This is a genomic window from Psychrobacter aquaticus CMS 56, from assembly GCF_000471625.1.
Lineage (GTDB): Bacteria > Pseudomonadota > Gammaproteobacteria > Pseudomonadales > Moraxellaceae > Psychrobacter > Psychrobacter aquaticus.
The window spans coordinates 54,847-72,863 of sequence record NZ_AUSW01000014.1 but is presented as its reverse complement, the minus strand read 5'-3'; the positions used below and the strand labels follow the sequence as shown (position 1 = coordinate 72,863).

Genomic DNA, 18,017 nt, shown 5'->3' with positions numbered 1-18,017 from the left:
TTGAATCCTTATACCTCAAGCGCAGCCAGCGTCTCTCCAATGGTATGAAAAGAGCCGCACACCACGATTAAATCTTGCGGCTGACTGGCGTTTATTACCGCCCAAGTTGCTTCTGATAAACGATTGAATTCATGTATTTGAGCGCCATCGACATAGTTCGTTAAAATACCTTGTAACTGCTCGGTACTGGCCGCGCGTGGATAATCAATTTCGGCAATAAACCAATCACTAATGGGCAGCCCTGCATCGGTCAAACGCTGCACAACTTTATCAATGTCTTTATCGCCCAGCATCGAGAATAGCATTTTAATTGTTGCAGGTGCACGGCTGGCTTGACCGCCTGTAGGTTGATTGGCCAAATGCTGCTGCCAAAATGCCAACAATTGCGTCAGTAAAAATTCAACGCCTTGCTCATTGTGTGCCACGTCAAACAACCAATGACGGTTTTTCACTTCACGGTAATCAAAGCGACCTGCCAACTTAACAGATTGCAATGCTTGCTCGATAGCACTTATATTAATGTTTAACGGACTTGCCAATACAGCTGACAAGGCATTGGCGGTGTTCGTCAATGATAGTGCTGGGCGAGGTAATTGCATCGTGATAGCGGCATTACTATATTGCCACGTGGTTGCATCCAATGCGCGGTAACTAAAATCTTGCCCAAACTGATAACAAGTTGCTTGATGCTTATCAATGGTTTGCTGCACGCTATTTGGCATCTCAGTAGCGCCATAAATTAACGTCAGATCGTCACGTAAAATACCCGCTTTCTCACGACCGATATCCTCAACATTGTCACCCAGCCAGTCGACATGATCGATACCGATATTGGTAATGACCGCCATGTCAGGATCGATGATATTCACCACATCCAATCGCCCACCTAGCCCCACTTCCAACACCCACATATCACAGTCTGCTTCAGCAAATATCAGTAACGCTGCCAGCGTCGTCATCTCAAAAAACGATAAGGTCAAATCACACTGCAACCGTGCGGCTTCTACTTTACTAAAGGCTTGAATTAATGTCTGATCGCTGACCATCTCACCATTGATGCGCACACGCTCATTAAAGACACTCAGGTGCGGCGATTGATACAGTGCTGTTTTATAACCAGCGGCTTGGCACATCTGGGCGATGACAGCAGTTGTTGAGCCTTTGCCATTGGTACCTGCTACGGTAAACACATAGGCATCATCTTTCGCAGACTGCACCACACCCAGCGCCTCAGCGACTGGTAATACTCGTGACAGTCCCATATCTATCGCAGAGACGTGTATCTGCTGCATATAATCAAGCCATTCGGTTAGGCTGGCTTTATCATTAGGGGTATGCGTATGAGAAATTAAAGAATCAGACATGGAAAAAACCTATATGACATTTTGTGATAAAGAATCAAAACAGTATAACGAGCTTGGTCAAAACAAAAAATAGCATTTACCGTTATTTACGATAAATGCTATTCGTTGGTTTTACCTATCTGGCAAATACTTATTGAGTAGATATTGGCACAACACTAAATCGTTATAGTGAGTCTAGTATAAAAACGAGTCAGCGGGACTGGAATGCTTATCTTTAAACGAGAATTTTCGCCGCATCGAGCTGCGAAGGCACAGCAAGCAAGAAAAATTTATACCAGTTCCGCATTGAAATATAATGTATCTGTTTTATTTAGAATCACTATACCTACCCAATAAACTCATTGGCCTATTGAGCGTCAACATTGGGTACGCGGCACAATTTTGCCAGTAGGCGATAAATAGTATCAATCAATTGATGACGATGCACCACTTCATCAACCACGCCATGCTCTAGCAAGAATTCTGCACGCTGAAACGGCTCTTCTAACGTCTCACGAACTGTTTGCTCAATCACTCGCTTACCCGCAAAACCAATCATCGCTTTTGGTTCTGCCAAGTGAATATCACCAAGCATCGCAAGTGATGCCGTCACGCCACCATAAACAGGATTGGTCAGTACCACAATATACGGCACGCCAGCTATTCTTAAGCGTTCAATGGCAGCCGCGGTTCGTGCCATTTGCATCAATGACAACAGACCTTCTTGCATACGCGCACCGCCCGAAGCAGCAAAACAAACCAAAGGCACGTTATCTTCAAGTGCTTTTTCGGCCGCTTGTACAAAACGATCCCCAACCACTGACCCCATAGAGCCGCCCATAAAACGGAAATCAAAGGCACAAGTGACAACATCAAGATTACGCAGTTTGCCGTACATGACGATCAACGCCTCAGACTCGCCCGTCTTTTCTTGCGCTTCACTCATACGCGCAGGGTACGGCTTGCTGTCCACAAAGCGTAATGGATCTTTGGCAGTAAATTCTTGCCCCAGCTCCCCATCTACTGTATCAAGTAGCCAGTTCAAGCGTTCACGAGCACTCATGGGTAAATGATGGTCACAATGTGGGCACACGTAACCATTAAAAATCAGCGCTGTGTTGGTAATCATTGAGTGACAGCTGCTACATTTCGTTGATGGCTCGGTCTCTACCGCCGTCAATGGCGCAGTCAATTGTTGCTTAATACCTGGTATTGAGCGATTAAACCATGATTGCCCAGCGGTATTGCGACTTTGCTCAAGGCTAGGCGCGCTATCGTTACTAGAATTGGGTTTTGTTATCGTATCAGTCATATTATTCGCCATTATCGAAGGCTTATCGGCAAGTTGGCTCATTCACTTGTCCTTAAGAGTAAATTTAAGAGTCACATACAGTCATAACATGAGCAGTTATAAAGCACGCTTACGCGCAACTGCAACAATTTATATTGTGATGTTAGTTTACACACGTAAACTAACTTTAGCAAAGTCATTTGACCTCATCTTTATAACTGGTCTTTATAAACATTGTGACGATCACTTTACTCAGCCATTTTACCCTGATAAATTTTAGCACTCACATTCATATGATTTGAGCGCCAAATATGTCATTCATAATCGCCCCAGCTGTGAATTTGCTTTAACAGTTGCACTCTTTACACATAGTTCATTCACTATAAATGATGATTTTTTAGGATCAACGCTATCAGATTATGCACTCAAACTATCGAGAGCTGCCCGCAACTCATCCATTTTAGCCATGATTTTTTGCTGGGCATTCGTAACCGCATCGGTATCATTGGCATCTATATCAGCGAAGTTTTGTACCAATGCACTGCCCACAATAATACCGTCTGCATGAGTACCAATTGCCCTAGCTGAAGCAGCATCACGAATACCAAAGCCCACACACACTGGTAAGTCTGTCTCTGCCTTAATCGCTTGCACTTGAGTCGCAACATCATCAGTATCGAGTGTTGCCGAACCAGTGACACCTTTTAAAGACACGTAATAGATATAACCACCGCAGTGGGTCAATACTTGCTCGCGGCGCTCAGGCAACGTGGTGGGCGACAATAAGAAAATCTCATTCATCGAATGTTCAGTCAAATGCTGGGTAAAACTACCCGCCTCTGCTGGCGGCAAGTCCACCATCAAAATACCATCAATGCCTGACTGCTCACATAGGGCGACGAAGTTATCATAACCGATAATCTCAACAGGATTGAGATAACCCATCAGGATAATAGGCGTTTGTGTGTCTTGCTGACGGAACTCTGCGACCATTTTTAACGCATCACGCGTACTCGTACCTGCGGCTAATGCACGCTCGCCTGCCAAAGCGACGACTGGACCATCTGCCATGGGATCAGAGAATGGCAGGCCAACTTCGATCATATCTGCGCCGTGCTTGACTAAGTCATGAAGTAAGCCCACGGTGGTTGTAGGATTGGGGTCACCTGCCATGACATAAGGAATCAGGGCTTTTTTATTTTGTGATTTTAGAGTTTCAAAAGTGCTTTCAATTCGGGTCATAGGGTTCTCTTAATTATTATAAAATTAATTCGTAGTTATAGAGTCACGCAATATACGCATTTGTTCTACTGACTGATCAAAGTTAGCTTTGGCTTTATCTATAATAGTTTCCATTCGAGCCAGTACTTCTGCATCTACTTGGCTCATAATTGAATGTTTTTGCCATGTCTCTATTTTTGCTACTCGTTCCATATAGATACTATCAGATAAATTCTTGCATTTATTTATCAAAAACTCACGCCATGGCGTTTCTCTTTTTTCGTCACCATTACAAATATGACATGCCAGCACAAAATTATAGATATTATTGCTACCGCCATCTTGAACAGCCAATAGGTGATCAAGATGTCCTTGACGACTATTAGGATCGATAGCTACGTCACAATACGCACAACAATTATCAAAATAACACCATATCTGCTGTTTTTGCGTTTTATTGGGATGTGAATCTACAATTTGAAGCAAGCTACGTTTAATTTGGTTTTTTGCCATAGACGGTGTGACTTTTGCCATCAATCTATACCTCTTACAGGTAAAAAATAGGATATAGAGAGCTCCATAACTGAAGGTCGTAATATTTCATTGACTATATTATTTAGCCTTCTACTTTTTTCGTAGAAGGCCTTGCCATAAACTATAGAAAATAATTATCTATAGAAGACAGTATTAACTACATCTCAATCCCTTCTGCTTTCATCACTGAATGCAGATCTTTATCACCGCGACCCGACATATTAACGACGATGGTTTGGTCTGGCGTCATGGTTTTCGCTAATTTCAAGGCATAAGCGACCGCATGAGCCGTTTCCAGCGCTGGGATGATGCCCTCTTTACGAGTGGCTTCATGGAAACCTTCTAGCGCCTCTTTATCAGTACAACCCACGTACTCAACGCGCTTCATATCTTTTAAGAAGCTGTGCTCAGGGCCAACACCAGGATAATCAAGGCCTGCCGAGATAGAATGGGTTTCTTGAATTTGACCGTCATCATCTGCCATCAGATACGTACGGTTACCATGCAGCACGCCGATACGACCAGCAGCTAACGGTGCTGAGTGGCGACCTGACTCTATGCCGTCACCTGTGGCTTCAACACCATACATTTTTACGTCAGTGTCATTTAAGAAGTCAAAGAATAAACCAATGGCGTTTGAGCCACCACCGACACAAGCGACTAGGGCGTCTGGTAATTTACCCGTTCTTTCTAAATGCTGGATACGCGTTTCTTTACCGATGATCGCTTGAAAATCACGTACCAATAGTGGATAAGGATGTGGCCCTGCAACCGTACCGATGATGTAATAGGTGCTATCGACATTGGTGACCCAATCACGCATCGCTTCATTCATGGCGTCTTTGAGGGTGCGCGAGCCAGAAGTGACTGGCACTACTGTCGCGCCAAGCAAGCGCATACGATAAACGTTCATCTTTTGACGCTCGACATCGTCAGCACCCATATAGACGATACACTCTAGCCCCAAACGTGCTGCAATCGTCGCCGTTGCCACGCCATGCTGCCCTGCGCCCGTCTCAGCAATGATACGTTTTTTGCCACACATCTTGGCCAGCAATGCTTGACCGATGGTGTTATTCACTTTATGTGCACCAGTATGGTTGAGGTCTTCACGTTTAAAATAGATTTGTGCCCCGCCTATCTCATCACTCAAACGCTTAGCATGATAAAGTGGCGTTGGACGACCGACATAATTGACCAAATCATTGTGATACTCTTCCCAAAATGCAGGATCGGCTTTCACTTTGGTATAAAGAGCCTCTAGCTCTTCAAGCGCTGCCATTAGTGTCTCAGAGACAAAACGACCACCATGTACACCAAAATGTCCACGGGCATCGGGATACTGGTTAAAGTCGGACACGTTTTCGGGATTGGTAAAAGTATTGACAGATTGCGCTGTGGCAGATAAATCTTTATTAGCGACATGACTCATGATAATTCCTACTGTAATAAGTGGTATTTTTTAGAATAAATATGGGAAAAATAGTGTGAGTAGTCAACAGTTTGACTGGTAGAGCTAGCTACTCATGTTCGAAGGTTCGCTAAGCGTCTCGTTTTGCCATCGGTCACGTTTTACCGCTTTCATAAAGGCACGCATCTTGGCAGCGTCTTTTTTGCCTTTATCCTGCTCGATACCGCCACTGACATCGACCGCGTAAATAGGCAGCTCTACAGTCGCAGCGATATTTTCGGCATTCAATCCACCCGCTAAGATAATGGGTAGCGTACTGTTTTGTGGTATCAAACTCCAATCAAAGCGTGCCCCCGTACCACCATATTTATGCTGATGATAAGCATCAAGTAAGATGCTACTCGCTCCTGCTGCGGCAAACTTGTCAATCTGGGCATTCACGCTAGCAATACTGTGTTGCTCAGCATTGATACGAAGCGCTTTAATCCAGCGCTTATTGACGGCACTTGCCAGCTGTTGGCACTGCTCTGGCGTTTCATCGCCATGAAATTGAATAATATCAAAAGACACGTTATTTGCTAGCTCAATCATTTCATCCTGAGACATATTCACCACCAATGCCACCACGCTGACAAAAGCCGGTACAGCGGCAATCAATGCTTGCGCCTGAGCGATAGTCACAGCGCGCGGACTTGGTGGATAAAACACCAAACCGACTGCATCTGCACCCAATTGCACAGCAGTATGGACATCACTAAGCTGGGTAAAACCGCAAAACTTAACGTGCATGATATGACCTTAAATACGACACTTAGTATAACAGTGATGAACCAGCTAGCGATAAAGGTTAGTCGTCACTGCCAACGATGAATATGATGATAATTTGTTAAAAAAATAGCAAATCAATTGCATCCAAAAACTTATCCTAGCATACTTTTATTCCTAATTTTGTTTATGATTGAGATAAGGATACTTGAATGTCTAACACTGCGTCGGCAACCGCTAAAAACACCGACCATAACGTTAAGAGCACTCACGCTAGTCCGTTGCATTATTTAATGTGGTTTCGTCGTGATCTACGGGTTCATGATAATACTGCTTTAGCGGCGCTTTGTGAACGAGCAAACACAGACAATGCTCAGGTCAGCGCAGTGTTTTTTCTGACGCCTGAGCAATGGCAAGCGCACAATATGTCGCTTGCACAGGTGGATCATATCACTCGCACCTTACCTCTACTCGCACAAAATTTGCAAACACAACTGCATATTAAACTGCTCGTTCAGGTTTCTCCAAGCTTTTCTGACTGTATTGAGACGCTAAGCGATTTTTGCACGACCAATAATATCACTTGTATCATGGCAAATCATGAATACGAAGGCAATGAAATTGCGCGTGACGAACAATTAACCAAACAGCTCGCAAAAAACGACATCGAATTTATCCGTTTCCATGACCAATGTATCTTGCCACCGCACAGCATCACCACTAATGACGACAGCATGTATCAAGTGTTTACCCCTTTTTATAAAAAATGGCGACATACCTTAGAGGTGAGTACCATTCAAATTCATAAGGCAGCAACGATCAAAAAGCATAGCAACGTTGATTTAACGTTATCACAAGACAGTGCGAACACCATCAAAGAGATAGAGATTCTTGGTAAAAAGACAACCAATAATTATCAAAAAATGCTACAAGACAGTGAATCGCTACAGCATATCGATATAGAGGCTCAGATGACGCAAGCACGTGAAGCCTATCCTGCTGGGGAAACGGATGCTTGTCAGCGGTTAGAGGACTTTATTGCAGAAGATATCGATAACTATGATGTGAGTCGCGATGTACCGAGCCTACAGGCGACCAGTCAGTTATCTGCTTACCTCACGATTGGGTCAATCAGCCCCAGACTTTGCTACTTACAAGCGTACAAGGCACAAGAAAAGCTGCACGGCAATGATAGTGATAATGACGATATCAATCGCTGGATAAGTGAGCTGGCGTGGCGAGATTTTTATCGTCATGTATTGGTAGAAAAGCCAGAGCTGATCCGTCATCAAGCCTATAAAAATGAGACAGATAAAAATATCAGCTGGTCATACAACACTGATGATTTTGCAGCGTGGTGCAGGGGCAAAACTGGTGTGCCATTAGTCGATTCCGCCATGCGAAATCTCAATGCAACTGGCTTTATGCACAATCGCCTGCGGATGGTTACTGCCATGTTTTTGACCAAAGACTTACTGATTGATTGGCGCTTGGGCGAACGCTATTTTATGCAGCAGCTCATCGATGGTGACTTTGCCTCTAATAATGGCGGCTGGCAATGGAGCGCCTCAACAGGTACAGATTCTGCACCCTACTTTCGTATTATGAATCCTTTTAGCCAAGCCAGTACTCATGATGCTAATGGTGAGTTTATTAAGACTTGGCTTCCTGAATTAAAAGACATTCCTACCAGTATTTTGCATTCAGAAGAAAAGCTCCGTAAAGCGCTTAGCAAAGGTGGTAAATTTGTCAATATTGACTACCCTCTGCCAATGGTCGAGCATAAAACAGCACGCCAGCTCGCCATTGCAGAATTTAAAAAATAGCGGCTAAGCTCAAAAATAACAGGCCAGCTCAAAAAATAATACAGTCGATACTAGAATCTATACTAGGGCGTGTTTGAATCATCAAACACGCCCTAAATAAAATGGATATACGAAACTATAATTTGTACCAGTCTTGCTAACTCTCTTTTATATTGACCTAACACCAACTTTCGCTATGAGGTTAGCTGGCATTTGATGTGGCTATTGGCAACTGACACGCGCCTGTACCCTGAGTCGTGACCGTCACAACTGCACCTGTCAAAGCAAATAATTGCTGCAATTGCGTTTGAGCATTTTTTAATGCCATGTTCATGACATCACCACGGCATGCGCGTTCAAGGACTTCTTTTTTGGCCATAGTCTGTGCCTGCGCCAATATCTTGGGATCGACTTGCATCATACCAAAGGCACCAGTCTGCCAGTCATAAATTTCGATATCATCTAGGTATACGGAGAATATCTCTGATGGTGGCAAGGTAATATTGATTTGTGGCATGAGAGCAACTGAAGCCTCTTCTTGGTCGGCATTGAGCGTTGCTGTGGGCGGTATTACTTGTACCATTTCAGGCGTTAAGGCACTCAAATCAATGCCCGCTTCTACACGACCACGCGCAATAAACAATGCCTTCTGCTCATCCTGCCATAGCTTCATCCAACTGCCAGGGCGCTCGCTAGTGATGACAGTATCTACGCTGAATGCGACCGTTTGCAGACGATTGAGCTGATGGATCTGAGTGATGACACCCTCGCGAGTAATGGTCTCTATGGGTTTTTCTTCTGTTATATTTTGCACACTATAAATAGCAAAGACGAGCGCGGCCAAACCAATCAGTAATACAATCCATGACATCATGGCAATCGGTTTTTTCCCTTGTGGATTCGTCACCTTGTGCTCAACAGAAGAGCGATCATCAGGATTGTTCATATGAGCCACCTCAAAATTTTAACGTTTATTTTTATAAAGTATATGCCAAACCACTGTTTCATATATAAATGCCGCTTTTAGGCAGCGACTTCAAGTAATGACTATCAATATGCTACACAATTGCTGATAGCCGCATTTCTAAACCATACTCTATTTATTCATTATAAATATACTCAAAACGATTAAATAATCTAGTCATAGAGTTTTAATCTGACGCTTTCAGTAACGTTCGGGCTGAAACAACAAAAAGTCATTGCGTCTTAGCCAAACTTTACCTAACATAGTCAGATTGCATTGATAAAACGTCGATATAGATTTGGTTTTCAGGCATTTGACTTGAAAATAATCCATTTAAGCGCTCGATATATCATTAGATCAATCATAGTTTATCCCTCTTTGGTTAAAAGAGTTTTACTTATGTGCTCATTTACAAGTATATGAGTCACTAGGACGTATCCTAGATTATTGCTAAGTGATAAAGGTAAGCTTGCGGCGGCAATGAAACGATTAGCCATACGCTCAACATCCTACTACTTCTTCTTATTTTTTATCGTTGATAAGGTTACGCTTTATTTATGAAAGCCAGTCAATTTTTATTTGCTACCCTAAAAGAAACCCCAAATGATGCCGATATCGCTTCAAGCCAATTGATGGTGCGTGCCGGTCTTATTCGTAAAATCGCTTCTGGATTATATATCTGGTTGCCTATGGGGCTGCGCGTTTTACAAAAGGTCGAACGCATTGTTCGTGAAGAGATGCAAAATGTGGGTGCGCAAGAAGTACTTATGCCGATGACACAACCTGCAGAGCTTTGGCAGACGACGGGACGTTTTGACGATTATGGCCCTGAGCTGTTGCGCTTTAAAGACCGTCATGATCGTGATTTTGTGCTGGGCCCCACTCATGAGGAAGTCATCACTAATCTAGCCCAAGGCGAACTTCGTAGTTATAAACAGCTACCCATCACTTTTTTCCAAATTCAAGGCAAGTTCCGTGATGAGATTCGTCCACGTTTTGGTGTGATGCGCGCTCGTGAATTTACGATGAAAGATGCCTATTCATTTCATGTTGATCAAACGTCATTGGCCAAAACCTATCACGATATGTATGAAGCTTATACACGCATCTTTACCCGCTTGGGTCTGGATTTCCGTGCAGTACAAGCGGATACAGGTTCTATTGGTGGCTTTGCGTCCCATGAGTTTCATGTGTTGGCAGATAGCGGTGAGGATGACATTGCCTTCTCAGACTCATCTGACTATGCTGCCAACGTTGAGCTGGCCGAATCGGTAAGCACTGCTGAACGTCAAGCGCCTAGCCGAGAACGCGAAGACGTCTTAACAGAGAACATGCCCACCTGTAAGATGGTCGCTGAGCATTTAGACATTCCTTTAGAACAAACGGTCAAAACCTTGATTGTACATGGTCACACAGAAGACAATGAGCCACAACTGATTGCTATCGTCTTACGCGGTGATCATCAGCTTAACACCATCAAAGCTGAGAAAATCGAAGAAGCCAACGTGCCATTGACCTTGGCATCTGATGAAGAATTAAAGGCTGCTGGTTTATATAAAGGCTATATTGGCGTTGACTTAGATATGCCTGTATTCGTTGATCGTTCGGCAGCCGCCTTATCAGATTTTGTGGCGGGTGCCAATGAAGTGAACAAACACACCATTGGTTTGAACTGGGAGCGCGATGCCCGTATTACTCGCATCGTTGATGTCCGTAATGTTCAAGAAGGTGATCCATCTCCTGATGGAAAAGGCAGCCTAAAAATCAAACGCGGTATCGAAGTCGGCCATATTTTTCAGTTGGGTGACAAGTATTCACAAGCGATGAACTGCACGGTATCTGGTGAAGATGGCAAACCCGTCACTCTCATGATGGGTTGTTATGGTATCGGTGTTAGCCGTATTATCGCAGCGGCCATCGAGCAGAACAACGATGAAAACGGTATCATGTGGCCAAATACGCCTGCAGTCTCTGATTCACTGGCGCCTTTTGAAGTGGCCATCATACCGATGAAGTCAAAAGAAGAGACCGTCATGCAAACGGCGACCGCCCTGTACGAAGAGCTAAAGGCTCAAGGCATCAATGTGCTACTCGATGATCGTAACGAGCGTCCAGGCGTTAAATTTGCGGATTTAGAATTGATCGGTATTCCGCATCGTATCGTGGTCTCTGATCGCAATCTTGCCGAAGACAAATACGAATACGTCAATCGCCGCGAAGCAGAGAAACAAATGCTGAGCCGTGAAGAGATTTTGGCAAAAGTAAGCGGTAAGTAGTTTTATCAGTAAAGACTGTCTAAAAAAAGCGCCTATCTCATCTAATGAGGTAGGCGCTTTTTTATTGTTATGAGATCGTCTTGAGCTTTTAATTGGTAGTGACAATTAATTGGTAGTGACAATCTTACTGCCGAATGAGACGGCTGGGCTTAGGTAACAGGCTGACATTACTGACACGGCAAGGATTGATATCGATGCCGCCACGGCGCGTATACCAAGCACGTACCATTAACTCACTTGGGGCATAATACTGACTCAAATCCGCAAATATCTGCTCAACGCATTGCTCATGAAAGCCATTATGCTGACGAAAGCTTAATATATAACGCAGCATATTTGCTTCATTGACTGATTTTTCACTCGTTATCGACACCGCCAATGTGCCCCAATCTGGCTGATTGGTCACCGGACAATTACTACGCAGTAAGTTAGAATAAAAAGTATAAGGCTGAGGTTTACCACTTTCCAACTTACTATCATCTGCCTGCGTTTGATCCTGCAACAATGATGCATCCGGATGCTCGCACAGTGTCACTTTGTCTGTGGTATCTGCCAGGGCACTGTCAATACATACACCCTCAGGCTGAATAATTAACAGCTCTGACCTATCATCTTCTAAACCAAACAATTCAACCGTCACATCAGCTTGCACACACGCTGATAAATCTTTGGCAATCAACGTCTCTACGTCTTCCCAACTGGCAAATTCAGTAAAATTAATACTGTTCAAATACAACTTAAGTGATTTTGATTCTACGATAAATGGCGAGCTGGCCGGAATACTAAAGCGCGCAATGGCGACTTGCGAAAGTCCTTGAGTGTTGAGCCAAGACATCTCAAATGCTTGCCACCAATCCACGCCAACCGCTAATTTGCCTGCGTGCCAGGCAATGGCATCACGTCCCATGCTACGTGCAATTGGGTATAGCGTTTCTGGATTATACTCGGTGGGATAATCGGTGGTTTGTTCGCCTAAGATACCGTGAATACTCATTTACTTTCCTAATATTAAACCGTTAAAAAATTGTGTTGCTTTACTCTCAATGAGGTTGTGTTATCAAAAATACATTGAGGCGTTTTTTCTTTATTTATGCTGTCTTTTGGACAAAACATATTACAAGCGCACGCGTGAGCCATTACTCAGCAAACGATAGGCAATTGTGTAAAATATCGCACAGAATACGAAAATAGCGACCATTGAATACCAGACGTTTACATCAGAATAGCCAAGGATACCGTAACGGAATGCATTGACCATATAAACGATAGGGTTCAACAACGAAATGTTTTGCCAAAATGGTGATAAGTTTTCTAGCGAATAAAACACGCCGCCAAGATAAGTCAATGGCGTTAGCACAAAGCTTGGAATGATAGAAATATCATCAAATGATCGGGCAAACACCGCATTGATAAAGCCGCCAAGTGAAAATAGGATAGATGTACCAAGTACGGTAAATATCGTCACAAACAAATGCTCAATACCAAGATCCGTAAAAAACAGCGCCACTATCGAGACAATGACTCCAATCGCTAATCCACGAAAGATACCACCGCTGATATAACCCATCAAAATAGCGTGCTTGGAGACAGGCGAGACCAAAAGCTCCTCAATACTCGCTGTAAACTTGGCACTAAAAAAGCTTGAGACCACATTGGAATAACTGTTGGTGATGATCGACATCATAATCAAACCAGGCACGATAAACTGCATGTATGGCACCCCGCCCATCTCGCCCACACGCGAACCAATCATCTTACCAAAAATGACGAAATAAAGGCTCATGGTAATAACTGGCGGCAACAGTGTTTGTGGCCAAATACGCAAAATTCGGCGAATCTCTTTGAACCAAATAGTACGAAACGCGATCCACTTCTTACTCCACGACATGGTTTTATTATGATCGATCATTTCCTGACTCATAACCCCGCCTCCTTCATGCTGTCTGCACTTTGAATATTTTTGTCTACTAAACGCATAAACAACTCTTCTAATCGATTGGCCTTATTACGCATACTCGCCACGGTGATGCCTTGCTCAGACAGTTGATCAAAGACACCATTTAAAGACTCACCTTCAGTCAGCGTGACTTCAAGTGTCTGGTTATCTGGCTGGAAAACGTCTGTCACACCTGTCAAAGCCAACTGACGCATGAGCGGTGTATCTAGATCAAAAACAAACGTCTCAACCGATAGCTGCGCCAACAAGTCTTTCATTTCTGTATTAATACGAATCTCACCATGATCCAAAATCGCAATGCGTTTACACAGCTGCTCGGCTTCCTCAAGATAGTGAGTGGTCAAAATAATCGTGGTATTTTCTTCAATGTTAATTTGCTGCATAAACTCCCACATGGAGCGGCGCAGCTCAATATCGACCCCAGCCGTTGGCTCATCCAAAATCAACAGCTTTGGTTTATGAATCAACGCACGCGCAATCATCAAACGGCGCTTCATACCACCGGATAACTCACGCGACTTACTATCGCGCTTATCCCACAGACCAAGTGCTGTTAATAGTCTCTTTGCCCGTGGTCGTGCTTCTTTGGCAGGAATACCAAAATAACCCGCTTGAGTAATCAAGATATCTTCGACTTTTTCAAACATATTAAAATTAAATTCTTGTGGTACAACCCCAAGATATTGCTTGGCAATCGAAGGATTCTCTAACAAGTCTGTGCCAAAAATATGCACACTGCCTGTGGTAGGTTTGAATAGTGAACTGATAATGCCAATCATTGTGGACTTACCGGCACCATTAGGGCCAAGTAACGCAAAGAACCCGCCTTGCGGGACGGTTAAGCTGACATCTTTTAGTGCCGAAAACCCATTGTCATAGGTTTTGGATAAATTTTGGATAGCAAGGGCTGGTACTTCAGACATGAATACCTCTTTATTTGTGATGAATTTACATAATACCAATTCCAAAAAATATGATTCGCTATAGCAAACTCGCTTAGTCTATAAATATAGTACTTGCACTCGTTTTACTTGCTACTCAAATTTTTGAAAATGTTATAAGAACGTTGTTAAAAAATAAGTATATAGAAGAGACGATATAATCTGATGAAATGAGGCTATGGCTGGTGAATTTCAACTGCGATGTCTTAGAAGCACTATATTGATAATACTGATGATTAAAAAAGCGCCTATCTCATTACATGAAATAGGCGCTTTTTAGGTAGGTATCGTAAAAAATTAGCAAAATACTTAATAAAAACTAGCTCGCTTCACCAACCATATAATCTACAGCATTTTGGACTTCTTCATCAGGGATATCAGCACCACCCTTTGCAGGCATGGCATTGAAACCATTGATAGCATGTGTATATAAGGTCTCTTTACCTTTTGCTATACGTGGTCCCCATGCACCAGCGTCACCCAATATTGGCGAACCAAGTAACCCTGCGGCATGACAAGTCTGGCACACAGCATTGTACACAGCTTTACCATCACGAGGACCGTCACCAGCTGCCGGGCCAGCTGCGCGTGCCGTTACATCACAAACCTCATCCTCTTCAAAACACACGTTAGCAACAGGCTGAATGCGAGCAATCAAGTTAGGATATAGAGCGATCAGCTTTTGCACTTGTGGCGTGTCTTGCGGAATCGGCTCTTCTTCAGCAGCAGGCGCTGCAGCGGCAGTTTCTTCAGACGCGGCCCCATCTACTGGTACAGCAGCAGCTGGCGCATTGCCTTCTGTCGTATCTGCAGCAGCTTTGGTCTCATCACCCACTTTTTGAGGAACATTTTCTACCACTTCCTGCGCTTCTGCGACATCAGTAACGGTTACGGAAGTAACTGCAACATCTTCAGCTTGGCTCACCGCGATACTAGCGATTCCTAGAATGGCAGCTGCCGATAACATAACTACTTTTCTCATTCGTCACGTTCTCTTATTACGTATACAAAGGCTTGCACGGCTCAGACATTCTGTCTGTCCTCCTTCGATGACCTCTCATCATCAATAGCAAACAGCCATGCCGCGTGCCAGCACACTTGTAATCGGTGATTATAAATATGAATTCTCCCTGACATTATAAGGGAAAAGGCAGGTAAATTGCCATGCCTGTTTAATGACTATCCTGTTTTTTCTTAAAAAACATCAATCATAGCCTTCATCCATTGGCTTTATGACTTTTATTTGTTAGACTAAGCGGTCTTTATTTTTCGATACTCATACTGCTTACAACGCTCGTTTAAGCACGGTATTGATTAATAAGGTATGCAATCAATTGTCATAACGCGCTCGTAGCTCAGTTGGATAGAGTATCGGTCTCCGAAGCCGAGGGTCGTGGGTTCGATTCCCGCCGAGCGCACCAATCATCGTATTTTGCCGTCTCTTCGCATTACCCAAAACTTCTAACGCCTTCTACAGTTCTTATGCCTGTTTCTAACCAATTAACCAAACTGAAAAGCGGATAATTGCGTTTTGAGCACTTGCTGAGAATAAACTCTCTTACCTTGATCATTTCCTGCGGCGCCTACTGCAACCATCAACGGCAGTAAATGCTCTTCTGCGCCTAGTGGGTGCGCATCCGAAGCATGGGGTGCTTGTGACCAATCAGTAAGAGCTGCCAGACGCTCCTCGGGATCGGCGTTGATGGTTTTGGTTAACCATTCGTCAAATTTCTTTGAAGGAGCCGTAAAGTTTGCATCACCATAGCCGCGCATATTGTGAAAACTCATGCCGCTACCAATGATCAACACGCCTTCTTCACGCAAAGATGCCAGTGTTTTGCCTGCCATTAGATGGGTTTTAGGGTCTAGATCTCGACGTAATGACAACTGTACTACCGGAATATCCGCATTAGGAAACAACACTTTTAGCGGAATAAATACCCCATGATCAAAACCTCTTATCGCATCCTGCTCATTGTCTAAACCTGCATTCGTCAGCAACTCACTGATTTGTTCAGCCAATACTGGTGCGCCTAGTGCTGGATAAGTCAGTTCGTAAGTATGCTTAGGAAATCCAGAATAATCATAAATCAGCTCTGGTTGCTTGGCAGCAGTGATACTAAACACAGGTGTTTGCCAATGCGCGCTGATTATCAAAATAGCCTTGGGTTGCTGTGGTAAACGACTGGAAATGCTTTGTAAAAACTCTGCCATTTTTTCCCAAGTATCAGCAGGCTGCCAATCCATAAAAAAGCAAGGTCCGGCACCATGAGGTACAAAGAATACGGGCTGCGTGGTTGAAGTTGATTCAGAATTCATGGGCTTTTACCTCATTATTTATAATAAGAGCAACAGATAGGATGACGATAGACATCGCTATTTGGTATCAAAAGACAGTCTACTAAGCGCTTGTCGCCTTTGTTAAATGTGGTTTGATTTTTCTGATAACGCTTTATCTATACTCAAGTAACCGCCACCTTGTATCGCTAAAGAAACCAAAGCCACCATCAAAGTCAATGCATATTCATAGCCACCATTGTCAGCGAATAGTCCGTTACTGATATGAACAGAAAAAATAGCAACCAACATCGTAAAAGCGGCAACCAGTGCGGCAGGACGAGTCAGCAGACCCAATACTAAAGCGATGCCACCAAAGAACTCTGCGCTGCCTGCCAATATAGCCATCAAATAACCAGGTTCCATACCAATACTGCTTAACCAACCAGCAGTGCCTGCTAAGCCACCACCGTCAAACCAACCAAACAGCTTCTGAGCACCATGAGCCATTAAAATAAGACCTACTGGCACACGAAGGATTAAGGCTGCATAGCCTGTTTTTGATTCTAGAATTTTATTTAACAATGAGGTGTTCATTTGCGATTACTCCATAACGTTGGATTCAAGTAAAGGGATTAGCCATCGGGCATAAACCTACTTTACTATCAACGGTAAGAAAGAGTAAGACAGTTTATATTGAATGATTAACAACATATCATTGATAATAATGATTGAGAATAGTGTTGAGTCGCAGGATAGACTATGGTCGATACTGAATAAAATGGATATACGCTATTATAGGGCGAGACTGGGACAAATCGGAATAAGACGTTATGCCTTAACCCTACTCCATATCTTGCAAATTGGCCATTAATTGTGCGCGACTGGGTACGCGGTGATAATTAATTACAGGCACATTCCCAAGACGACGCTGACCGATGGCAAGCTTTTTATCTATGGTAATCATCGCAATTTTTTTGTCTTGCTGACTGAGCAGTAAATGATTGGGTTTACGTGTGACTCGATAATTTGGGAAGTACTGTTTTAGCAACGCTGAAGTTTTTTGCAGGCCATCATGAACAGGGGCTTTTGTGTTTTTTGATGACACATTCTGAGATATCTCATCCGTTTTTACGCCGCGCGATTTTGCTAATAGCCATAAGGCTGCAATAACCACGAACAGTATGACAAGCCACCAAATTCCGTCTATCATAAGAAAGATATCCATTATT

16 protein-coding genes and 1 tRNA gene are annotated in these 18,017 nt (G+C 43.5%); 3 read left to right on the top strand and 14 right to left on the bottom strand.

Features of this window, described 5'->3' with window-relative positions:
• Positions 1-8 precede the first annotated feature (8 nt).
• From M917_RS03300 to M917_RS03275, 6 genes are all read right to left on the bottom strand, one after another.
• Positions 9-1,364 (bottom strand): bifunctional folylpolyglutamate synthase/dihydrofolate synthase, encoded by a 1,356-nt coding sequence (locus tag M917_RS03300; RefSeq protein WP_021813351.1) that lies wholly within the window; start codon positions 1,362-1,364, stop codon positions 9-11.
• A 346-nt stretch (positions 1,365-1,710) separates the two neighbouring features.
• Positions 1,711-2,667, bottom strand: a complete 957-nt coding sequence (gene accD / locus M917_RS03295; RefSeq protein WP_040641848.1) for an acetyl-CoA carboxylase, carboxyltransferase subunit beta — start codon at positions 2,665-2,667, stop codon at positions 1,711-1,713.
• 384 nt (positions 2,668-3,051) lie between these two features.
• A complete protein-coding gene (trpA, locus tag M917_RS03290) occupies positions 3,052-3,876 on the bottom strand; it encodes a tryptophan synthase subunit alpha (protein ID WP_021813349.1) in 825 nt (274 codons plus the stop codon).
• Between the two features lie 24 nt (positions 3,877-3,900).
• Positions 3,901-4,389 (bottom strand): HNH endonuclease, encoded by a 489-nt coding sequence (locus M917_RS03285; RefSeq protein ID WP_021813348.1) that lies wholly within the window; start codon positions 4,387-4,389, stop codon positions 3,901-3,903.
• Between the two features lie 157 nt (positions 4,390-4,546).
• On the bottom strand, positions 4,547-5,821 hold the full coding sequence (gene trpB / locus M917_RS03280) for a tryptophan synthase subunit beta (protein WP_021813347.1): 1,275 nt from the start codon (positions 5,819-5,821) through the stop codon (positions 4,547-4,549).
• An 84-nt stretch (positions 5,822-5,905) separates the two neighbouring features.
• Entirely contained in the window at positions 5,906-6,589 is a 684-nt protein-coding gene (locus M917_RS03275; protein ID WP_021813346.1) for a phosphoribosylanthranilate isomerase, read from the bottom strand.
• A gap of 188 nt (positions 6,590-6,777) precedes the next feature.
• On the opposite strand from M917_RS03275, the gene M917_RS03270 reads away from it, so the two are divergent.
• Complete coding sequence (locus tag M917_RS03270) at positions 6,778-8,391, top strand: cryptochrome/photolyase family protein (RefSeq protein ID WP_021813345.1); 1,614 nt, start codon at positions 6,778-6,780, stop codon at positions 8,389-8,391.
• Positions 8,392-8,572: 181 nt separating this feature from the next.
• Here the strand turns inward: M917_RS03270 and M917_RS03265 are convergent, their stop codons facing one another.
• On the bottom strand, positions 8,573-9,316 hold the full coding sequence (locus M917_RS03265) for a DUF4230 domain-containing protein (protein ID WP_021813344.1): 744 nt from the start codon (positions 9,314-9,316) through the stop codon (positions 8,573-8,575).
• 575 nt (positions 9,317-9,891) lie between these two features.
• Between M917_RS03265 and M917_RS03260 the strand changes: the two genes are divergently transcribed.
• Positions 9,892-11,610: a proline--tRNA ligase gene (locus M917_RS03260; protein WP_021813342.1), complete on the top strand. Its 1,719-nt coding sequence runs from the start codon at positions 9,892-9,894 to the stop codon at positions 11,608-11,610.
• Positions 11,611-11,734: 124 nt separating this feature from the next.
• Here M917_RS03260 and queF read toward each other — a convergent pair whose 3' ends face one another.
• The 4 genes from queF to M917_RS03240 all read right to left on the bottom strand — a co-directional run bounded on the left by queF (position 11,735) and on the right by M917_RS03240 (position 15,490).
• The gene (queF, locus tag M917_RS03255; protein ID WP_021813341.1) at positions 11,735-12,604 is read right to left on the bottom strand and encodes an NADPH-dependent 7-cyano-7-deazaguanine reductase QueF; all 870 of its coding nucleotides are present in this window, start codon (positions 12,602-12,604) and stop codon (positions 11,735-11,737) included.
• 120 nt (positions 12,605-12,724) lie between these two features.
• Positions 12,725-13,498 (bottom strand): ABC transporter permease, encoded by a 774-nt coding sequence (locus M917_RS03250; protein WP_040641844.1) that lies wholly within the window; start codon positions 13,496-13,498, stop codon positions 12,725-12,727.
• Positions 13,499-13,527: 29 nt separating this feature from the next.
• Positions 13,528-14,490: an ABC transporter ATP-binding protein gene (locus tag M917_RS03245; RefSeq protein WP_021813339.1), complete on the bottom strand. Its 963-nt coding sequence runs from the start codon at positions 14,488-14,490 to the stop codon at positions 13,528-13,530.
• Positions 14,491-14,827: 337 nt separating this feature from the next.
• The gene (locus M917_RS03240) at positions 14,828-15,490 is read right to left on the bottom strand and encodes a c-type cytochrome (RefSeq protein WP_040641827.1); all 663 of its coding nucleotides are present in this window, start codon (positions 15,488-15,490) and stop codon (positions 14,828-14,830) included.
• A gap of 362 nt (positions 15,491-15,852) precedes the next feature.
• Here M917_RS03240 and M917_RS03235 point away from each other — a divergent pair.
• Positions 15,853-15,929: transfer RNA gene (locus M917_RS03235), tRNA-Arg, on the top strand.
• 79 nt (positions 15,930-16,008) lie between these two features.
• Here M917_RS03235 and M917_RS03230 read toward each other — a convergent pair.
• The 3 genes from M917_RS03230 to M917_RS03220 form a co-directional block, all read right to left on the bottom strand.
• Positions 16,009-16,827 (bottom strand): DODA-type extradiol aromatic ring-opening family dioxygenase, encoded by an 819-nt coding sequence (locus M917_RS03230; protein WP_021813337.1) that lies wholly within the window; start codon positions 16,825-16,827, stop codon positions 16,009-16,011.
• 102 nt (positions 16,828-16,929) lie between these two features.
• On the bottom strand, positions 16,930-17,382 hold the full coding sequence (locus tag M917_RS03225; protein ID WP_021813336.1) for a DoxX family protein: 453 nt from the start codon (positions 17,380-17,382) through the stop codon (positions 16,930-16,932).
• 247 nt (positions 17,383-17,629) lie between these two features.
• Complete coding sequence (locus tag M917_RS03220) at positions 17,630-17,998, bottom strand: hypothetical protein (RefSeq protein WP_021813335.1); 369 nt, start codon at positions 17,996-17,998, stop codon at positions 17,630-17,632.
• Between the last annotated feature and the right edge of the window lie 19 nt (positions 17,999-18,017).